Here is a 14,208-nt window from a genome sequence, read left to right as displayed (position 1 = left end):
CACGGGAAGGGACTCGCCACTCAAATTCGAACAGGCGTATCATTGGGTCGTGGCTACGACCTATGACTTTCCGAGTGACCTCCTCGCCGGTCAGGAGGAACTCCATCAGGTCCGGGCCGAGCTGTCGGTCCTGCTGAAGCGGCTGCCCTGGTCGGTGGAGCCGGTGGACGGCTTCAGCGACGACAACGGCTGGCGCAAGGTCGAGCGCCCCGCCTCCCCCGGCTGGAGCGCCGACGAACAGGCCGAAGTGGAGAAGCTCCGCCGGCGGGAGCACGAACTCGCGGTGTTCGTCAGCACCCACCGCTACTGGTCCGAACTCACCGGCCCCGAGCGGGTGACGGCCCGCTCCCGGCTGAAGCACGCGCACGAGGCTCCGCCGGAGGAGACCGACGGAGCCTCGTAGCCGCGGGGGCGTCAGCCGCGGCTCTTGCCCAGGAGCTTGTTCATCTCGCCGATCTCGGCGTTCTGCGCGGTGACGATGTCATCGGCCATGGCCTTGGCAGGACCGTAACGGCCCTTGCTCTTCTCGACGGCGGCCATCTTCACGGCACCCTCGTGATGCTCGACCATCAGGGCCAGGAACTTCGTGTCGAAGGCCTTGCCCTCGGACTTCTCCAGCTCGGCCATCTCCTCGCCGCCCATCATCCCGGGCATACCGGAGTGGCCCGCGGCGGAGTGATCCATGCCGTCCCCCGACTCGGGGGCGTCCTCACCCCACTTCTCCAGCCAGCCGGTCATGGTCCTGATCTCCGGGTCCTGCGCCTTCTCGACCCGCGCCGCCAGGCCCTTGACCGCACCGGACGCGGCCCGACCATCGGCCAGCCGCGCCATCTCCAGCGCCTGCCGGTGGTGCGGGATCATGCCCTGCGCGAAGGAGACGTCCTGGGCGTTGTGCGCACTGCCGCCGCTGCCGCCGCTGTCGCCGCCGCACGCGGCGAGGAGAAACGTGCCGGCTCCGGCAGCCACCACGAGGGCGGCCCGGCGCGTGAGGGTACGGATGCTGTTCGTGCTGTTCATACGTGAACTCCTGCTTCTGCAAGGAGGGAAAGGGGGTTCCGGACACGTCGACGCACCACACCGGCAAGGGCGTCGGCCCCCGGCGCGATGCGTACGCGGTGTCTAGATCCGCAGAAGCTGAAGCTCGGCGAGGGACGGCGGGGCACGCGCACTCTCCGCCTCCGCGACCGCCAACCCCCGTACGACGCCCTCCCCTACGCCCGCAGGCACCGGGTCGGGAACAAGTGGGGGCAACACCGGCCCCCCACTCAGGGCACCCGAAGCACAGGTCGCGTCGGCATGCTGAACGTCCCCACCACCACAGTGCCCGTACGGCATGACCTGGGAGTGCGTCTGGGTTACGTGGCTGCGGGATGAGTGCGACTGCTGCCCGTGCATCCCCTGCGGGACACCACCACCGGGCGCCAGCCCGTGCATCCCCAGCAAACCCGCCAACAGCCCCAGCACACACCACACACGCCACCGCCGAACGGCTGGTCGCGGGGCGCGCTGGAGGGGGCTGTTCACGGTGCCCATCGTAGAGAAGGCGTTCGACTACTCGTGCCCCGACCGGGCGAACTCGTTCAGCCGCCTACAACTGCGCTGCCCCTCCCCAGGTCATGCACCCGCACGACTCGAATGCCCCCGAGGGGAAACCATGAGCCAGCAGTACCCGCAGCAGCCTATGGGCCGAACGCCAGCAGTTCAGCACTACGCCAGTAGTTGCATCTGGCATGCCCGGAAGCAGCTGCAAAGGGCACTCATTCGTGTCACAGGAACGTCACTTGGTGTCCACATATCGTTCACGCGACGCATGATGCTCCCTCAGCACCTGCACCACCCAGGGGGGACACCATGATCAAGCACACTACCGCCGCCGCACTCATCGCGGCCGCCCTGCTCACGCTCACCGCCTGCGAAGGCACCGACACCAGCAGCGGCAGTTCCAAGAGCAGCCAGGGCACCAACGACAAGGCCGACACCGGCAGCAACACCGGTGCCGGCACGACGAAGGCCGAGATGGCGTCGCTGCCCGACATGACCGGCAAGGGCCTCCAGTCCGCGCAAGACCAGGCCCAAGACGCAGGGTTCTACAGCCTCACCTCGCACGACGCACTCGGCCGCGACCGCATGCAGGCGTTCGACCGGAACTGGAAGGTGTGCTCCCAGAGCCCCAAGGCCGGCGAGCACTCGACCGACACGAAGGTCGACTTCGCGACGGTCAAGCTCGAAGAGGACTGCCCGGCCAAGGACGAAGGCGCAGCCCCGGAGGCCGCCGACGGCACGATGCCCGACTTCAGGGGCAAGGCCGTCAACGTCGCCCGCCAGGCCCTCGACTCCTCGACGAGCATCACCGTAAACGATGCCTCCGGCCAGGACCGCATGGTCCTCATGGAGTCGAACTGGCAAGTGTGCAGCCAGGAGCCCGCGGCCGGGACAAAGTTGGATGGCCGGCCAGTGACCCTCACTGCGGTGAAGTTCGAGGAGTCCTGCTGATCTGACTCGCCGAACGACCCGGCCGCCCTGTTCCCGCGGCCGGGTCTGGCCGACATCACCCGCATGGCGTTCCTCGCCTGCGCCGTCGCGGTCGCCGAGGCGGTCGTCCTGAAGACCGGCGCCGCCTTCGCCGCGCTCGTCAACCTCGGCCACGGTGCCCTCTCCCTGTTCCTCGGCTTCGGTCTGGAGATGGACGCGCAAACGCAGGCGCTGTGGATGCTGCTCATCGAGGGCGGCCTCGCCCTGGTCGTGATCCGCCCCCAGGTGACGGCCCCCATCGCGGCGATGAAGCTGGAGCAGTCCAGCGTCGTCAAGGCCGCGTAGATAGGAGCGGCACGTGCCCGACGAGCTGAGCGTCGGCGAACTCGGGCGCACCGTCGACGCCCTCCGCCGGGAGGTCCAGGCCATGGGCCAGGGCATCAACTCACGCCTGGACAAGGTCGTCTCCACTGAGGTCTACGCCCTTCAGTCCGCCTACACCGATCAACGGATCAACGCTCTCGGTCAGGAACTCCAGAAGGAACGCGACGCCAACGCCGCGCTGGAGAATGCGGCCCGGGACGCTCTGGCACGGCAGGTGGAGGACCTGGGCGGGACACCGGTGGTGGGCCCGCCCGGGTCGCGGGGGGGGAGCCTGGCGATTCGGTCACGGGCCCGCCTGGGCCGACCGGCGAGCAGGGCGACGACGGCGAGTCAGGCCCGACGGGACCGCCGGGCCCGAGCGGTTCGGCCGGGCGGTCAGGCGGTCAGGCGGTCAGGCGGTCAGGCGGTCAGGCGGTCAGGCGGTCAGGCGGTCAGGCGACGATGGCGCTGACGGGACTTCGGCGACCGGCGCTCCTGGCGCTCCCGGTGGACCGGGGCCGGCCGGGAGCCCGGGTGCGCCTGGCCCGGCTGGAGACTCTGGAGCCGCTGGCCCTCCGGGGGCGCAGGGTGAGCCGGGCCTGCAGGGTGAGCGTGGCGAGAAGGGCGAGCAGGGGCCCGCGGGTTCGCCGCCGTCGAGCTGGACGTTCACCTACCGCGGTGTGACGTACACGTGCACCCCCACCGGCAGCGGATCGACCTCCTACTCCTGCGAGCCGACCGGAGGCTCTGACCCGGATCCTGACTTGCCTGGCCCGCTCCCGGCCGGGCTGGACCCGACCCGCCGCCAGTACCCCTGAAGTCTTGTGCCCCCTCTCGCCTTCGGGCGGGAGGGGGCCACTTCGTCATGTCCCGAGAACGTTGAGCGCGTGCTCCGTATCGGCCAGGTCGTCCAGCACGGCGTCCGCGCCAGCATCCAGCAGACCACCCGCAGGCGTCTTCCCCGTGGCAACCGCAACCACCCGCACACGGGCCTCCCGGCCACCCGCAACGTCCGCGCGGGTGTCCCCGAGAAACACCGCCTTCTCCGCGGGCGCGCCCGCGCGCTCCAGCGCCAAGCGCAGCAGCTCCGTGCGCCCCTCCCCGTCCTCTCCGTACGCACCCTCGTCAAGTCGCAGGTAGCTGTCCAAACCGAACACGGCCAGCTTCACCTCGGCGGCCTGACGCACGTTGCCGGTCACCACCGACTGCCGCACGCCCCGCTCCTCGAGGGCCGCAAGTACCCCTGCGGCACCAGGCAGTGCGTGCCCGCGCTCGCGCAGCTCGGCCGCCCGCCGGACGTGCACGGCACCGAGCGCGTCAGCGAACCGGGTGAACAAGTCCTCGTCGTAGTCGACGTCGTGCAGTCGGGCGGTCTCTCGCAGGATCACCCGCTCCGTCGACCCGGTCACGGACGCCTGCTCTCGCAGCGCCACACCTGTCACCTGCTCGAACGCGGCGGACCACAGCTCGCGGCCGAATCCTCGCGTCGCCATCAGCGTGTGGTCGATGTCCCACAGCACCAGTTCTGGCACCTACGCCTCCCCTCTCCACGAACTCCCGGTCCCCACGCAGCGGGCACCCTACGCTCACATCAAGGAGCGAGGAGTAGGCGCATGGTTGCAGCAGACCTTCCCATCGGGGACCGGATCAGGCACTACCGCGGCGGGCGCCGACAGGATGCGGTCGCCGGGCTGGTCGGTATCTCGCCCGACTACCTGTCGCAGATCGAGCGGGGACTGAAGGTGCCGTCTTTGCCGATCCTGTACGCCTTGGCTCAGGAGCTGGGCGTGCCAGCCGCGGCGCTGCTCTCCGAGCAGCCGCCCGCCGAGGAGGAGTCGGCTGACACCACTGAGGCCGCGGTGGGGCGCGCCCTGCTCGGCTACGGACCGGCCCGCAGTACCGAGCCGGTAGCGGCCGCCGAGCTGAGGGACCGGGTGGAGGCCGCGTGGCAGAGCTGGCAGACCGCGGGTGACCGCTTCACCAAGGCGGCCGAGACCCTGCCTGGCCTTGTCGCTGATGTCGAGCACGCCGTACGCGTCGCACGGGCTGGCACAGACCCAGTGCAGCGCCGAGCCGTGCACCGGGCCTCCGCCGATCTGTACTGCCTGCTCCGCTCGTATCTGCGTCGTACCGGCCGCGTGGACCTCGCGACACTCGCCGCCGACCGGGCCATGCGGGCCGCCGAAGATGCCGACGACCCGCTCCGTATCGCTGCCGCCCAGTGGAACCTCGGCCATGTTCTGCTCGCCGCGGGCCAGCCCGCCGAGGCGGAGGAACTTGCGCTTCGGGCGGCCGAGCAGGTGGCTGCCGCGCGGATGCCGGAGGTCGAGCGGGCCGCGATGGGTGGTGCCCTCCAGCTCGTCGCTGTGTTGGGAGCCGCCCGCCGGCGCCGGTGGTGGGAGGCGCGAGACCGGTTGACCCGGCATGCGGCGCCCGCGGCCCGCCAGGTGCCCGACGCGAGCAACGTCAGTTGGACGGTGTTCGGACCAACGAACATCGCGTTGCACGCCTTGAGTATCGAGATGGAAGCAGGCGAGACGGGCGAAGCCCTTCACACAGCGGACGCCATCGACACCAGCGGACTGCCCTCGCTGGAGCGCGAGTTCACCTTCGGTCTCGAAGTGGCGGCCTGCCACAGCCAGCGCCGGGACGACGCCGCCGCGCTGCTCGCCCTCCTCGGCCTGGAGGCGATGGCCCCTGAGGATCTTGCGCGGACACCGCTTGCGCGGCAGCTGGTGCTGACGGTGATCCGGCGGGCCCGGGCCATGCACGCCCGTCAGGCCGAGCAGCTGGCGGTGCGGATCGGTCTCGTGTAGGCCGCCGAGCCTGTGGTTCACCCGAGCTGTCAGCTCGGGTCAGCTTGTCGGCCCTCCCTACGGTCAGTGGTGTGAGACGGATCACCGCGACCGTGGAGGCCCTCGTGGTAGGGGATACGCGCACCAGCAGCAGCGCTGAGGCTGACGCTCTCGCCCTGCTACCGCTCCCCAGGGTGTCCGCCCTGACGGCGTTACAGGCCCGTGGCGCGGCCTGCGTCTGGTGTAAGAGCCGCCTCACGATCGAGACGGCCGTCGACCTTGGCGAGCGGCCCGGGCCCGGGCCCGGCGGGGTGACCCTGTTCCCCCGTGGCTGTGACTCGTGCGCCCGGAAGCTGGCGACCCGCCTGTACCGGATCCACGTCGCGAACTGCCGCGCCTGCCTCAGCAACAAGCCGTGCACCGATCGCACAAGGCCTGCGCCGCCTCGCGTCGGAGGGCACGCCATGACCGGCCAGCCGACACCGCTGCCGACGCCTCCGCCGCCCCGCGAGTTGTCGTACGGGCAGTACGCGGGCTGGAACTGCGTCTGGTGCAACGCCTCCCTCAAGACCGGCGGTGGGGTCAGCGCTGGTATCTCGCGCGGCAGTGAGGGCGCTTACGACCTCGACGCCGAGGTGTACGCCTGCCAGCCGTGCATTGCCCTACGACGTCCCCAAGGAGCCGACCAGTGATGTGCGCCCGCTGCAACAAGCCGCTCAAGGGCTCGTACGACACCATCAGCAACCCGGGAGCCTCCAACGCCGGCGGCGACATCCCCGTGTGCCCGGTGTACTGCAAGAGCGCGGCCCGCCAGACCGCGCCCAGCGAATCCCGAGCCCCCGCTATCGGCCGACGCCGATAGCGGGACGAGCGGCCACCCCGACGCCCCGTTACGGGCGGCCGCAGGCCCGCCGCCGGAACGTCCCAGTCACCGGCGGCGGGCCCCCTACGCTGCACGGTCGTTGAAACAACCGCAGCGACCAGCGATCGGAGACCCATGGCAGGCATCGAGTTCGAAGCGAAAGCCCTCGACATCGACCCGGCGAAAATCGCCTTGCTCATCACGGACGCCGGCGGCACCCGCACAACCGGGACCCGTCTCATGCGGCGGTACGTGTACGACACCATTCCGGCCGTCTCCGGCCGATGGGTGCGGCTACGCGACACCGGAACCCACGTCACCCTGTGCGTGAAGCAGATCGTCACGGACGCCGTCGACGGGACCCACGAGACCGAGGTGACCGTCGACAGCTTCGAGGAAGCGGCCGCACTGCTGCAGCTCACCGGCCTGACGCCACGCAGCTACCAGGAGAACCGGCGCACCTCCTACACCCTCGGCGCCGTCCGCCTCGAAGTCGACGAGTGGCCCCGCATCCCGCCGTACCTGGAGATCGAGGCCGACGACGAAGCGCAGGTGTGGACGGCCGCCACCGCGCTGGGCATCGACCACACCCAGCTCACATCGATCAACACCACGAAGGTCTACGGCCTGTACGGCATCGACCTGGACTCCATCGCCGACCTGCGATTCCAGTAGGCCGGCGCCTGCTACTCCGGCCGGGGCACCGCGCCCCGGCCCGCCCGCAGAGGGGGGCACCATGCACGACCTGAGCGACGTGCCGGTGGAAGTGAAACCGGACCGCACCCTACGCGTGAAAATCATCGACGCGTGCGGCCTCGCCTGCTCGTTCTGCCACAACGAGGGAACACCCGTCGCCGCACCGGGCAACACCGGACGCGTCTCCATCTACCTCCGCACCAACGGCGCCGACTTCCTCCCCGCCCGGATCGCCGCCGACGCCGACTTCGCCCTGGCCCTCGCCGCCGTGCGCGGCAGCCTCCCGACGAACGAAGTGCACTTCACCGGCGGCGAGCCCACCCTGCACCCCGACCTGCCCGGCCTGATCACCATCGCCCGGCGCCTCGGACTCACGGTCGGACTCACCTCGAACGGCGAAAACGGCGCCGCGGTTCTGCCCGCCGCCGCGGCAGCCGGCCTCGACCGCATCAACCTGTCCGTGTTCGGCACCACCCCGGCCGAACTCGCCGCCGTACAGGCTCCGCGCCTCGCCTCGCCGAAGCTCGCCGAGCGCAAGCTGGCCGCCCTCGACGCGACGATCGAGACCGCGACCGCGCACGGCATCAAGGTCTCCGCAAACATCGTGATCCCCGACCGCGGCCACGTCGACCGCGTGCTCCGCATCATCGAGCGGCACGGCCGCTCCGTCGTGGTCCGCATGCTCGTCTCCCTGGAGGAAGGGGGCGCGTCCCTCGATGCGATGCGGGATGTCGTCGACCACCTGGGCGCCGTGCCGGTCCGCCGCATCATCACAGCAGGGGCCTCCGATCAGCGGATGCGGTACCGCCTGCCGGACGGACGCACGCTGTACGCGAAGAGCATCCGGCCCGTGCGCCTGCCCGAGACCTGCGCCGACTGCCGGTTCAACAACCCGGACGACTGCCAGGAGGGGTACTACGGAGTCCGGTTGTACCGCGCCGCGGACGGCCCGTTCATGGTCGGCGTCTGCATCCAGCGCATGGACCTGTGCCTGCCGCTCGGCGAGTTCGTGATGAGCCAGCGCTGTCACGAGGTAGCGACCTTCCGCGACGACGAGGCTGCGCGACTGACCCGGCTGCACGCCGCGGCGGCAGCGACCGACCCGGGCTGAATATCGGCTGGCGCCTCCCCGACATCGGCCGGGCCGCCCCGTCATTCTCCGCCGGGGCGGCGGGCCGCTCAACGCACGAGGTCGGCGAGCGGCACGCTGAGGACGTCGGCGATGAGGAGCAACTCGGTAAGGCTGGGGGCGCGCTGAGCCGTCTCGTACCGGTGGATCGTCTTGTGGTCGAGGCCGACGCGCTCAGCTAACGGAACCTGCGAGAGGCCCGCGCGCCGGCGGACTTCTCTTATGCGGTCCCCGATGACCCGGCGGCGGGCGAGTACCCAGTCGGGCAGGGGGTCGAGAGGCACCCGATAAAGCTGCGCTGTGGGCACATGCCACCCCCCAGTGCATACGCCCGCACCGGCATGTCCGGAGTGGGCGGGATGACGCGCGGGTGTGCCTGTGTCCGCCTGCGGCCGGTCATCCTCTGCTCTGACACGGTCAGAGCAAGCCGCCCCACCCCCTGCACGGGGTGGGGCGGTCTAGGTTTGTACGCACGACCCCCGCCGATGAGTTCGGCGGGGGTCGCCGCCTACGGGCCGATCCGCCCCAGGCCGGTTCCCGCAGGTGACGACAAGCCTGTGTCTGGCGCGCGGTGGGGAGCCGCGCCGTCCTCGTCTTGTCTGGAAAGCGTAAGAGCCACGCCCCGACGATCAAGTCCCCCGAATGAGTGATGAAGAAACATGATCGTTTGGGGATGTGGACTCTTTGTGGACTTCGATCACAGGAGAGGCCCCCAGGGTGATCCCTGGAGGGCCTCTGACCTGCTACTTAATCCGGTGGGCGCGGACGGTTTCGAACCGCCGACATCCTGCTTGTAAGGCAGGCGCTCTACCCCTGAGCTACGCACCCGGCTTCCCAGGCCACGTGCCCAGGACGAGTCGACAGCCTACATTGCCCGGGGCACCGTCTCGCAAACCCTTGCTCGCGGGTCAGCCCCGGGGGATAACCCCACCCTTGATCCGGGAGTGGCCCGGATCCCCCGGCGGGCCCCGGATCCATACGGTCGTAGAGCGCTCAGAGAGCGCCCGTCGTCCGCCCAGGGGGAGATTGTCATGGCCCGCACCATCCGCACCGCCGGCACCACCCGCACCGCTTCCGTCCGCGCGATCGCCGTCGCCGGTGCCGTGGCCGTTCTCGTCGGCGGGCTCAGTGCCTGTGGGGCGTCCGCCGGGGACGACACCGAGCCCGAGCAGCGGTCCTTCGGCCTCCAGGGGCGCGTCCTGACCGTCGACTCCGACGACTCGGCCCTGGAGATCGTCGCGGCCGACCGGAACCCGGCGGGCAAGGTCGAGGTCACCCGGTGGTTCCAGGGCTCGGTCGTCATCGGCAAGGAGCCCGAGGTCACCTGGTCGATGCGGGACGACCGGCTGGTGCTGCGGCTGAAGTGCTCCGGCGTCGTCGCCGACTGCGCGGCCAAGCACCGCATCGAGGTCCCCCGGGGCATCACCGTGAAGGTCCAGGACGACGACGGCAGCGTGCGCGCCCGGGGCTTCCGGGACCCTCTGAGCATTCGTACGGGCGACGGCTCCGTCCGCGTCACCGACACCACCGGGCCCCTGGACCTGCGCACCAGCGACGGATCCATCCGCGCGCAGGTCTCCTCACGTGACATCCGCACCCACACCGGCGACGGCTCGGCCCGCCTCGAACTGGGCGTCGTACCGGACCGTGTGGAGTCCCGCGGAGGCGACGGTTCCGTGACCATCGCGCTGCCCGAGGCGAAGTACCGCGTGACCACCAAGACCGGCGACGGCGGGGCGGATGTGTCCGTGCCCCGGGACGAGAGCAGCTCCCATGTGGTGTCCGCCCGGACCGGCGACGGCAATGTGACGGTCCGGACAGCGAACTGACCGGCCCGTGTGTTCGTCCCCAACCGGTGGGAGAATGACACCGGGCAGGGTGGACAACAGCACGGGAGAGGGATGTGACGGCGACACCAAGGCAGCCGGATTCGCCGTCGGTGCCGCGTGCGCACAGCCCGCGCCGCCCCCTCCCCCGCACCCCGGGCCGTCCCCTGCGGGACGCGCTCACCCTGATGGCGCTGCCTCTGGTGGCCGCGCTGGCGCTGCCCGCCACCTTCGCGGGCGGCGGCACCCGGCGCTGGTTCGGCGGCCGCGCCGAGAGCCAGCGGGCGGAGGCCCAGGCCGCGAAGGACGCCGCGGCGGCCGCCTTCTACGAGCTGGACACCGCCCAGCGCGACCTGCGTATCTCGATAGAGACGATCAACGCGGTCGACGACTCCCCCGCCGCCCGGCGCGCCGTCGCCGATTTCGAGGCCCTGGGCAGCCGTATCGACGAGGTCAGCCACCGGTACATCAACGCCGTCGACGCCCACGACCTCGACCGCGACGACCTGGAGGCCTCGACCGCCTCCCGTGCCCGCACCGAGCTGACCGCCGCCAAGGAGGAGCTGGGCCGGGTCAAGCAGGAGCTGGACCGGTTCGCCGACGGCCTCGGCCCGCTGCTCGGCAAGGCCGAGACCCAGCTGGCCCGCCTCGCACCCGCCGTCGAGCGCGCCCGCCAGGCCCTGCTCGGCGCCTCCAACGCCCTCGACGCCGTCCGAGCGTCGAACCTGAAGGCGGACGACCTCGCCGCCCGGCTCGCCGTCCTCTCCCCGGAGCTGACCAAGCTGAACCAGGGCGCCGGCCGGCACGGCGTGCCGGAGACCCTGGAGCGGGCCGAGCGGGTCACCCGCGAGGCCGAGGCGATCCGTGTGGAGGCCGAGCGGCTGCCGGACCGCGCCGCCGAGATCGACCACCGGCTCGTCTCCCTGCGCACCCGCGCGCAGGCCCTGACCACCCGCTCCGAGCAGGTGGACCCGATCCTGAGCGAACTCCGCCGCCGCTTCACCGCGGCCTGCTGGCAGGACCTCCAGCGTGTCCCGGACGACGCCGCCGCGCACGTCCGCCAGGCCGAGAGCAGGCTGGCCGAGGCCCGGTCCGCCCGCGCCGAGCAGCGCTGGGCCGACGCGACGGCCCTGCTGTCGACCGTGCGGGCCCTGCTGAACAGCACCGACGAGGCCGTCTCGGCCGCCGGCGACCGCCTGCACCGCCTGAACGCGGTGCAGAAGGACCCCCAGCGGGAGATCGAGCGCACCCGCTTCGCCATCCGCGACGCCCAGCGCCTCGCCATGGCCGGCCGCAACACCCCCGACCCGCAGCACGCCCGCCCCCTGGACGACGCCGTGTCCCGCCTGGAACGCGCCATCGCCACCCTCGACGGCCGCCACCCCGACTACTGGCACTTCCTCACGGAGACGGAGGGGATCCGGCAGAGGGTGGCCCGTGTGGTGGACGGGATCCGCGAGGAGCGAGGGGCCGGACACTGAGCCCGGCCCCCGTCCGGTCTCAGGTGCGGTAGGCGTAGTAGTACGCGTTCGGATCCGACGCGACGAGGCTCGCCACCGACCTGCGGAGGGTGTTGGTGGAGTGGTAGGTCACGTACGGCACGCCGCCGCTCTTGGACGTGACGATCATCGTGTGGTCCTTGGACCCGTCCTTGTCGAAGTCCATCTGGAGGACGTCACCGACCTCGAGCTGGTAGACGTTGGCGAGCGGCTTGGTCCGCTTGGAGTTCTGGGCGAACCAGGACCACTCGTTGACGCCGACGAACGAGTGCGACTGGATCTCGGCGTTGCCGAACCACTTGGTGTAGTCGTACACATAGCCGGGGGCGTGCTTCCAGCCGCCCGCCTTCAGGGACTGGCTGACGAAGTTGGTGCAGTCACCGCCTGCGCCGCGGCCGCTGAAGTCCGGGTAGTCCTTGTTGTAGACGTTCCAGTGCTTCTCGGCGTAGGCCGCCATGGCCTTGTAGTCGTACGTCGTGCCGGTCTTCGGGACGGCGGCCGGGTTGCGGGTGGTCGCCGCGCGCGGGGCGTTCGGCATGGTGTCGTCGGCGGCGGTCGCCTTGACGGGGGCCGGCTTGGAGAGCGTGTTCACCGCGAGACCGCCCTGGTCGGTGTCGCGGATGCCGGTCAGCTGCCAGTCGCCCTGCCGATCGGCCTTGAAGGTCAGCTCGTGCCGGGCCTGGAAGCCGGTGGTCCTCGGCGCGTCGCCACGGGTCCCGGCATAGGTCAGGGTCGTGGTCTCGGTGACCGTCGCCTTGGCCGTACGGCCCGTCACCCGCGTGGCGTCCAGGGTGACGGTGGTGCCGGCCTTGCGGTACGTCTCACCGGCCCGCGCCAGCCGCTCCTTGCGCTGCCCCAGCGCGGACAGGGTGGCGTCCTCGGTGCGGGCCGTGCCGGAGGACAGGGCGACGTCGCCGGAGAAGCCGTCGGTCAGCGGCTTGTCCCGGCCGGCCTGTCCGCCGTCGACCAGGGCGTTGGTGCGGTCGGTGAAGACCGCGTCCGCCAGCCGCTGGAAGGTGGCCTTGGTCCGCGCGTCCACCGTCGGGTCGTCAAGGACCGCCGCGTCGGCGCTCCAGTTGGGCAGCAGGGCGACTCCGGCGACGACCGAGGTCGCTGCCGCCCCGATTATCGTGGCGCGGCGTCGCGTCCCGTTCAACTTCCTTGATTTCACTGGTGTGTTTTCCCCTCTTGCCCCGGCCAAGGGTTGCCGGGGTAGGAGATCTTTGCATGAAGTGTGTGGCTGTTGTGAAGAGGGCTGCTCTTGTTACTTCACGACGGTCGACCAGTCGGGCGACTGCGCCGGGTCCAGGCCGCGCAGCCTCTGCAGCGTCCCGGGCTTCTGCGCGTCGAGCCAGTCGGCCAGCTCCCTGAAGGACACGCACTTGACGTCCTTCTTCGTGCACACGTCCTTGATGACCTGGTCGACGGCCCTCATGTAGATGCCGCCGTTCCAGTCCTCGAAGTGGTTGCCGATGAACAGCGGGGCGCGGCTGCCGTAGTACACGCGGTTGAAGCCGGACATGTAGGAGGCGACGGTCTCCTGTTCCCACTGGGGGTAGTTCGCCGGGTCGCCCTCGGTCTGGCCCTCGGACTGGTTGTAGAGGAAGTTGAAGTCCATCGAGAGGCCCTGGTACTTGCCGCCCTCGTACGGGAGCATCTGCAGCGGGAAGTCCCAGATGCCGTTCTTCTTGCGGGGCCATATCTGGAAGTCGCCCGCGGAGCTGGCGTCGTAGCGCCACTCGTAGTCCTTGGCGGCCTTCAGCAGGTTCTTCTGGCCCTCCAGGCAGGGGGCACGGCCGCCGGTGACCTCCTTCCTGATGTCGAACGGCAGCGGGTCGGCTTCCTGGAAGCCGGTGTTGGTCTTCCACTTCTCGACGAACGCGTAGAACTGGTCGATCTCGCTCCGCCACTCCGCGACGCTCCAGTCGCCGCCGCCCTTCTTGCCGCAGAAGTGGCCGTTGAAGTGGGTGCCGATCTCGTTCCCGCCCTGCCACGCCTTGCCGAGCTGCTCCAGCGTGGTGCGGATGTGCTCGTCGGTGGCGAAGCTGATCGCCGCCGAGCCCTTCGAGTGCTGGGGCGGGGAGTAGAGGCTCTTCTTGCTCTTGGGCAGCAGGTAGATGCCCGTGAGGAAGAAGGTCATGTGGGCGTCGTACTCCTCGGCCAGCTCCCGGTAGTGCGAGAAGAGCCCGTCGTCGCCCTGCAGCGCGCCGTCCCAGGAGAAGACCACGAACTGGGGCGGCTTCTCGCCCGGTTTGAGCGGCACCGGCTTCAACTGCCCCTTCTGCGGGCCGGTGTAGGAGGTGGAGCCGTCCCCGAGGACCTTCGTCCTGCCGTCCCACCGGGGTTCCTGGTCCGGCTTCGTGACGCCTCCCTTGCGGGGCCCTGAGGAGGCGGTCGGGGTGGTGGTGTCCGAGCGGGTCAGGGCCAGATAGCCCGCGACCAGGGACGCGACGACCAGAAGGGCCGCCAGGGTCAGTATCCCGGGGGGTGTGGCGCGGCGGGGTGCGCGGGGTCTGCGGCGGCGGCCGGAGGGTGACTTCATGCGCGGCTCATTCTGCGAGGGGGG

17 protein-coding genes and 1 tRNA gene are annotated in these 14,208 nt (G+C 70.5%); 11 read left to right on the top strand and 7 right to left on the bottom strand.

The window, feature by feature from the left end:
• Window positions 1-49: 49 nt before the first annotated feature.
• Window positions 50-403, top strand: coding sequence for a hypothetical protein (locus tag ACZ58V_RS16640; protein WP_468191098.1), 354 nt, complete (start codon window positions 50-52; stop codon window positions 401-403).
• A gap of 11 nt (window positions 404-414) precedes the next feature.
• On the opposite strand, the gene ACZ58V_RS16635 is transcribed toward ACZ58V_RS16640, so the two are convergent.
• A complete protein-coding gene (locus tag ACZ58V_RS16635) occupies window positions 415-1,017 on the bottom strand; it encodes a DUF305 domain-containing protein (protein WP_468191101.1) in 603 nt (200 codons plus the stop codon).
• A 102-nt stretch (window positions 1,018-1,119) separates the two neighbouring features.
• Window positions 1,120-1,434 carry a DUF6153 family protein gene (locus ACZ58V_RS16630; protein WP_471290701.1) on the bottom strand — a complete coding sequence of 105 codons (315 nt, stop codon included), beginning with the start codon at window positions 1,432-1,434 and terminating at the stop codon, window positions 1,120-1,122.
• Between the two features lie 417 nt (window positions 1,435-1,851).
• Here ACZ58V_RS16630 and ACZ58V_RS16625 point away from each other — a divergent pair, with 417 nt between their 5' ends.
• The 3 genes from ACZ58V_RS16625 to ACZ58V_RS16615 all read left to right on the top strand — a co-directional run bounded on the left by ACZ58V_RS16625 (window position 1,852) and on the right by ACZ58V_RS16615 (window position 3,307).
• The gene (locus ACZ58V_RS16625) at window positions 1,852-2,493 is read left to right on the top strand and encodes a hypothetical protein (RefSeq protein WP_468191107.1); all 642 of its coding nucleotides are present in this window, start codon (window positions 1,852-1,854) and stop codon (window positions 2,491-2,493) included.
• Between the two features lie 63 nt (window positions 2,494-2,556).
• Window positions 2,557-2,817: a hypothetical protein gene (locus tag ACZ58V_RS16620; protein ID WP_468191110.1), complete on the top strand. Its 261-nt coding sequence runs from the start codon at window positions 2,557-2,559 to the stop codon at window positions 2,815-2,817.
• A 13-nt stretch (window positions 2,818-2,830) separates the two neighbouring features.
• Entirely contained in the window at window positions 2,831-3,307 is a 477-nt protein-coding gene (locus ACZ58V_RS16615) for a hypothetical protein (RefSeq protein ID WP_471290564.1), read from the top strand.
• A 391-nt stretch (window positions 3,308-3,698) separates the two neighbouring features.
• Here ACZ58V_RS16615 and ACZ58V_RS16610 read toward each other — a convergent pair whose 3' ends face one another.
• Entirely contained in the window at window positions 3,699-4,367 is a 669-nt protein-coding gene (locus tag ACZ58V_RS16610) for an HAD family hydrolase (RefSeq protein WP_468191113.1), read from the bottom strand.
• 81 nt (window positions 4,368-4,448) lie between these two features.
• Here ACZ58V_RS16610 and ACZ58V_RS16605 point away from each other — a divergent pair, with 81 nt between their 5' ends.
• The 5 genes from ACZ58V_RS16605 (at window position 4,449) to ACZ58V_RS16585 (ending at window position 8,299) form a co-directional block, all read left to right on the top strand.
• Window positions 4,449-5,651 carry a helix-turn-helix domain-containing protein gene (locus ACZ58V_RS16605; protein WP_471290563.1) on the top strand — a complete coding sequence of 401 codons (1,203 nt, stop codon included), beginning with the start codon at window positions 4,449-4,451 and terminating at the stop codon, window positions 5,649-5,651.
• Window positions 5,652-6,094: 443 nt separating this feature from the next.
• On the top strand, window positions 6,095-6,322 hold the full coding sequence (locus ACZ58V_RS16600) for a hypothetical protein (RefSeq protein ID WP_471290561.1): 228 nt from the start codon (window positions 6,095-6,097) through the stop codon (window positions 6,320-6,322).
• Window positions 6,322-6,492: a hypothetical protein gene (locus ACZ58V_RS16595; RefSeq protein ID WP_471290560.1), complete on the top strand. Its 171-nt coding sequence runs from the start codon at window positions 6,322-6,324 to the stop codon at window positions 6,490-6,492. The genes ACZ58V_RS16600 and ACZ58V_RS16595 overlap by 1 nt, the downstream gene beginning before the upstream one ends.
• Window positions 6,493-6,627: 135 nt before the next feature.
• A complete protein-coding gene (locus ACZ58V_RS16590; protein ID WP_468191119.1) occupies window positions 6,628-7,167 on the top strand; it encodes a class IV adenylate cyclase in 540 nt (179 codons plus the stop codon).
• 61 nt (window positions 7,168-7,228) lie between these two features.
• Entirely contained in the window at window positions 7,229-8,299 is a 1,071-nt protein-coding gene (locus tag ACZ58V_RS16585) for a radical SAM protein (protein ID WP_468191122.1), read from the top strand.
• 68 nt (window positions 8,300-8,367) lie between these two features.
• On the opposite strand, the gene ACZ58V_RS16580 is transcribed toward ACZ58V_RS16585, so the two are convergent.
• Together ACZ58V_RS16580 and ACZ58V_RS16575 are read right to left on the bottom strand one after the other, a co-directional pair.
• Window positions 8,368-8,601 (bottom strand): helix-turn-helix domain-containing protein, encoded by a 234-nt coding sequence (locus ACZ58V_RS16580; RefSeq protein WP_468191125.1) that lies wholly within the window; start codon window positions 8,599-8,601, stop codon window positions 8,368-8,370.
• A gap of 472 nt (window positions 8,602-9,073) precedes the next feature.
• Window positions 9,074-9,145 (bottom strand) — tRNA-Val (locus ACZ58V_RS16575).
• Window positions 9,146-9,348: 203 nt separating this feature from the next.
• Between ACZ58V_RS16575 and ACZ58V_RS16570 the strand changes: the two genes are divergently transcribed.
• Window positions 9,349-10,146, top strand: a complete 798-nt coding sequence (locus ACZ58V_RS16570) for a DUF4097 family beta strand repeat-containing protein (RefSeq protein WP_471290557.1) — start codon at window positions 9,349-9,351, stop codon at window positions 10,144-10,146.
• A 74-nt stretch (window positions 10,147-10,220) separates the two neighbouring features.
• Window positions 10,221-11,624: a hypothetical protein gene (locus ACZ58V_RS16565; RefSeq protein WP_468191131.1), complete on the top strand. Its 1,404-nt coding sequence runs from the start codon at window positions 10,221-10,223 to the stop codon at window positions 11,622-11,624.
• Window positions 11,625-11,643: 19 nt separating this feature from the next.
• Here ACZ58V_RS16565 and ACZ58V_RS16560 read toward each other — a convergent pair whose 3' ends face one another.
• Both ACZ58V_RS16560 and ACZ58V_RS16555 read right to left on the bottom strand, forming a co-directional pair.
• Window positions 11,644-12,798, bottom strand: coding sequence for an amidase domain-containing protein (locus ACZ58V_RS16560; protein ID WP_471290555.1), 1,155 nt, complete (start codon window positions 12,796-12,798; stop codon window positions 11,644-11,646).
• Between the two features lie 108 nt (window positions 12,799-12,906).
• Window positions 12,907-14,184, bottom strand: a complete 1,278-nt coding sequence (locus tag ACZ58V_RS16555; protein ID WP_471290553.1) for a polysaccharide deacetylase family protein — start codon at window positions 14,182-14,184, stop codon at window positions 12,907-12,909.
• Between the last annotated feature and the right edge of the window lie 24 nt (window positions 14,185-14,208).

The organism is Streptomyces sp. NPDC040589, from assembly GCF_055594445.1.
This window is presented reverse-complemented; position numbering and strand designations above follow the sequence as displayed.

Coding starts and splice junctions, on each gene's coding strand:
- ACZ58V_RS16635 (WP_468191101.1), bottom strand. CDS start 1,017: ATGAACAGCACGAACAGCATCCGTACCCTCACGCGCCGGGCCGCCCTC.
- ACZ58V_RS16630 (WP_471290701.1), bottom strand. CDS start 1,434: ATGCACGGGCTGGCGCCCGGTGGTGGTGTCCCGCAGGGGATGCACGGG.
- ACZ58V_RS16625 (WP_468191107.1), top strand. CDS start 1,852: ATGATCAAGCACACTACCGCCGCCGCACTCATCGCGGCCGCCCTGCTC.
- ACZ58V_RS16620 (WP_468191110.1), top strand. CDS start 2,557: ATGGCGTTCCTCGCCTGCGCCGTCGCGGTCGCCGAGGCGGTCGTCCTG.
- ACZ58V_RS16605 (WP_471290563.1), top strand. CDS start 4,449: ATGGTTGCAGCAGACCTTCCCATCGGGGACCGGATCAGGCACTACCGC.
- ACZ58V_RS16600 (WP_471290561.1), top strand. CDS start 6,095: ATGACCGGCCAGCCGACACCGCTGCCGACGCCTCCGCCGCCCCGCGAG.
- ACZ58V_RS16595 (WP_471290560.1), top strand. CDS start 6,322: ATGTGCGCCCGCTGCAACAAGCCGCTCAAGGGCTCGTACGACACCATC.
- ACZ58V_RS16590 (WP_468191119.1), top strand. CDS start 6,628: ATGGCAGGCATCGAGTTCGAAGCGAAAGCCCTCGACATCGACCCGGCG.
- ACZ58V_RS16585 (WP_468191122.1), top strand. CDS start 7,229: ATGCACGACCTGAGCGACGTGCCGGTGGAAGTGAAACCGGACCGCACC.
- ACZ58V_RS16570 (WP_471290557.1), top strand. CDS start 9,349: ATGGCCCGCACCATCCGCACCGCCGGCACCACCCGCACCGCTTCCGTC.
- ACZ58V_RS16555 (WP_471290553.1), bottom strand. CDS start 14,184: ATGAAGTCACCCTCCGGCCGCCGCCGCAGACCCCGCGCACCCCGCCGC.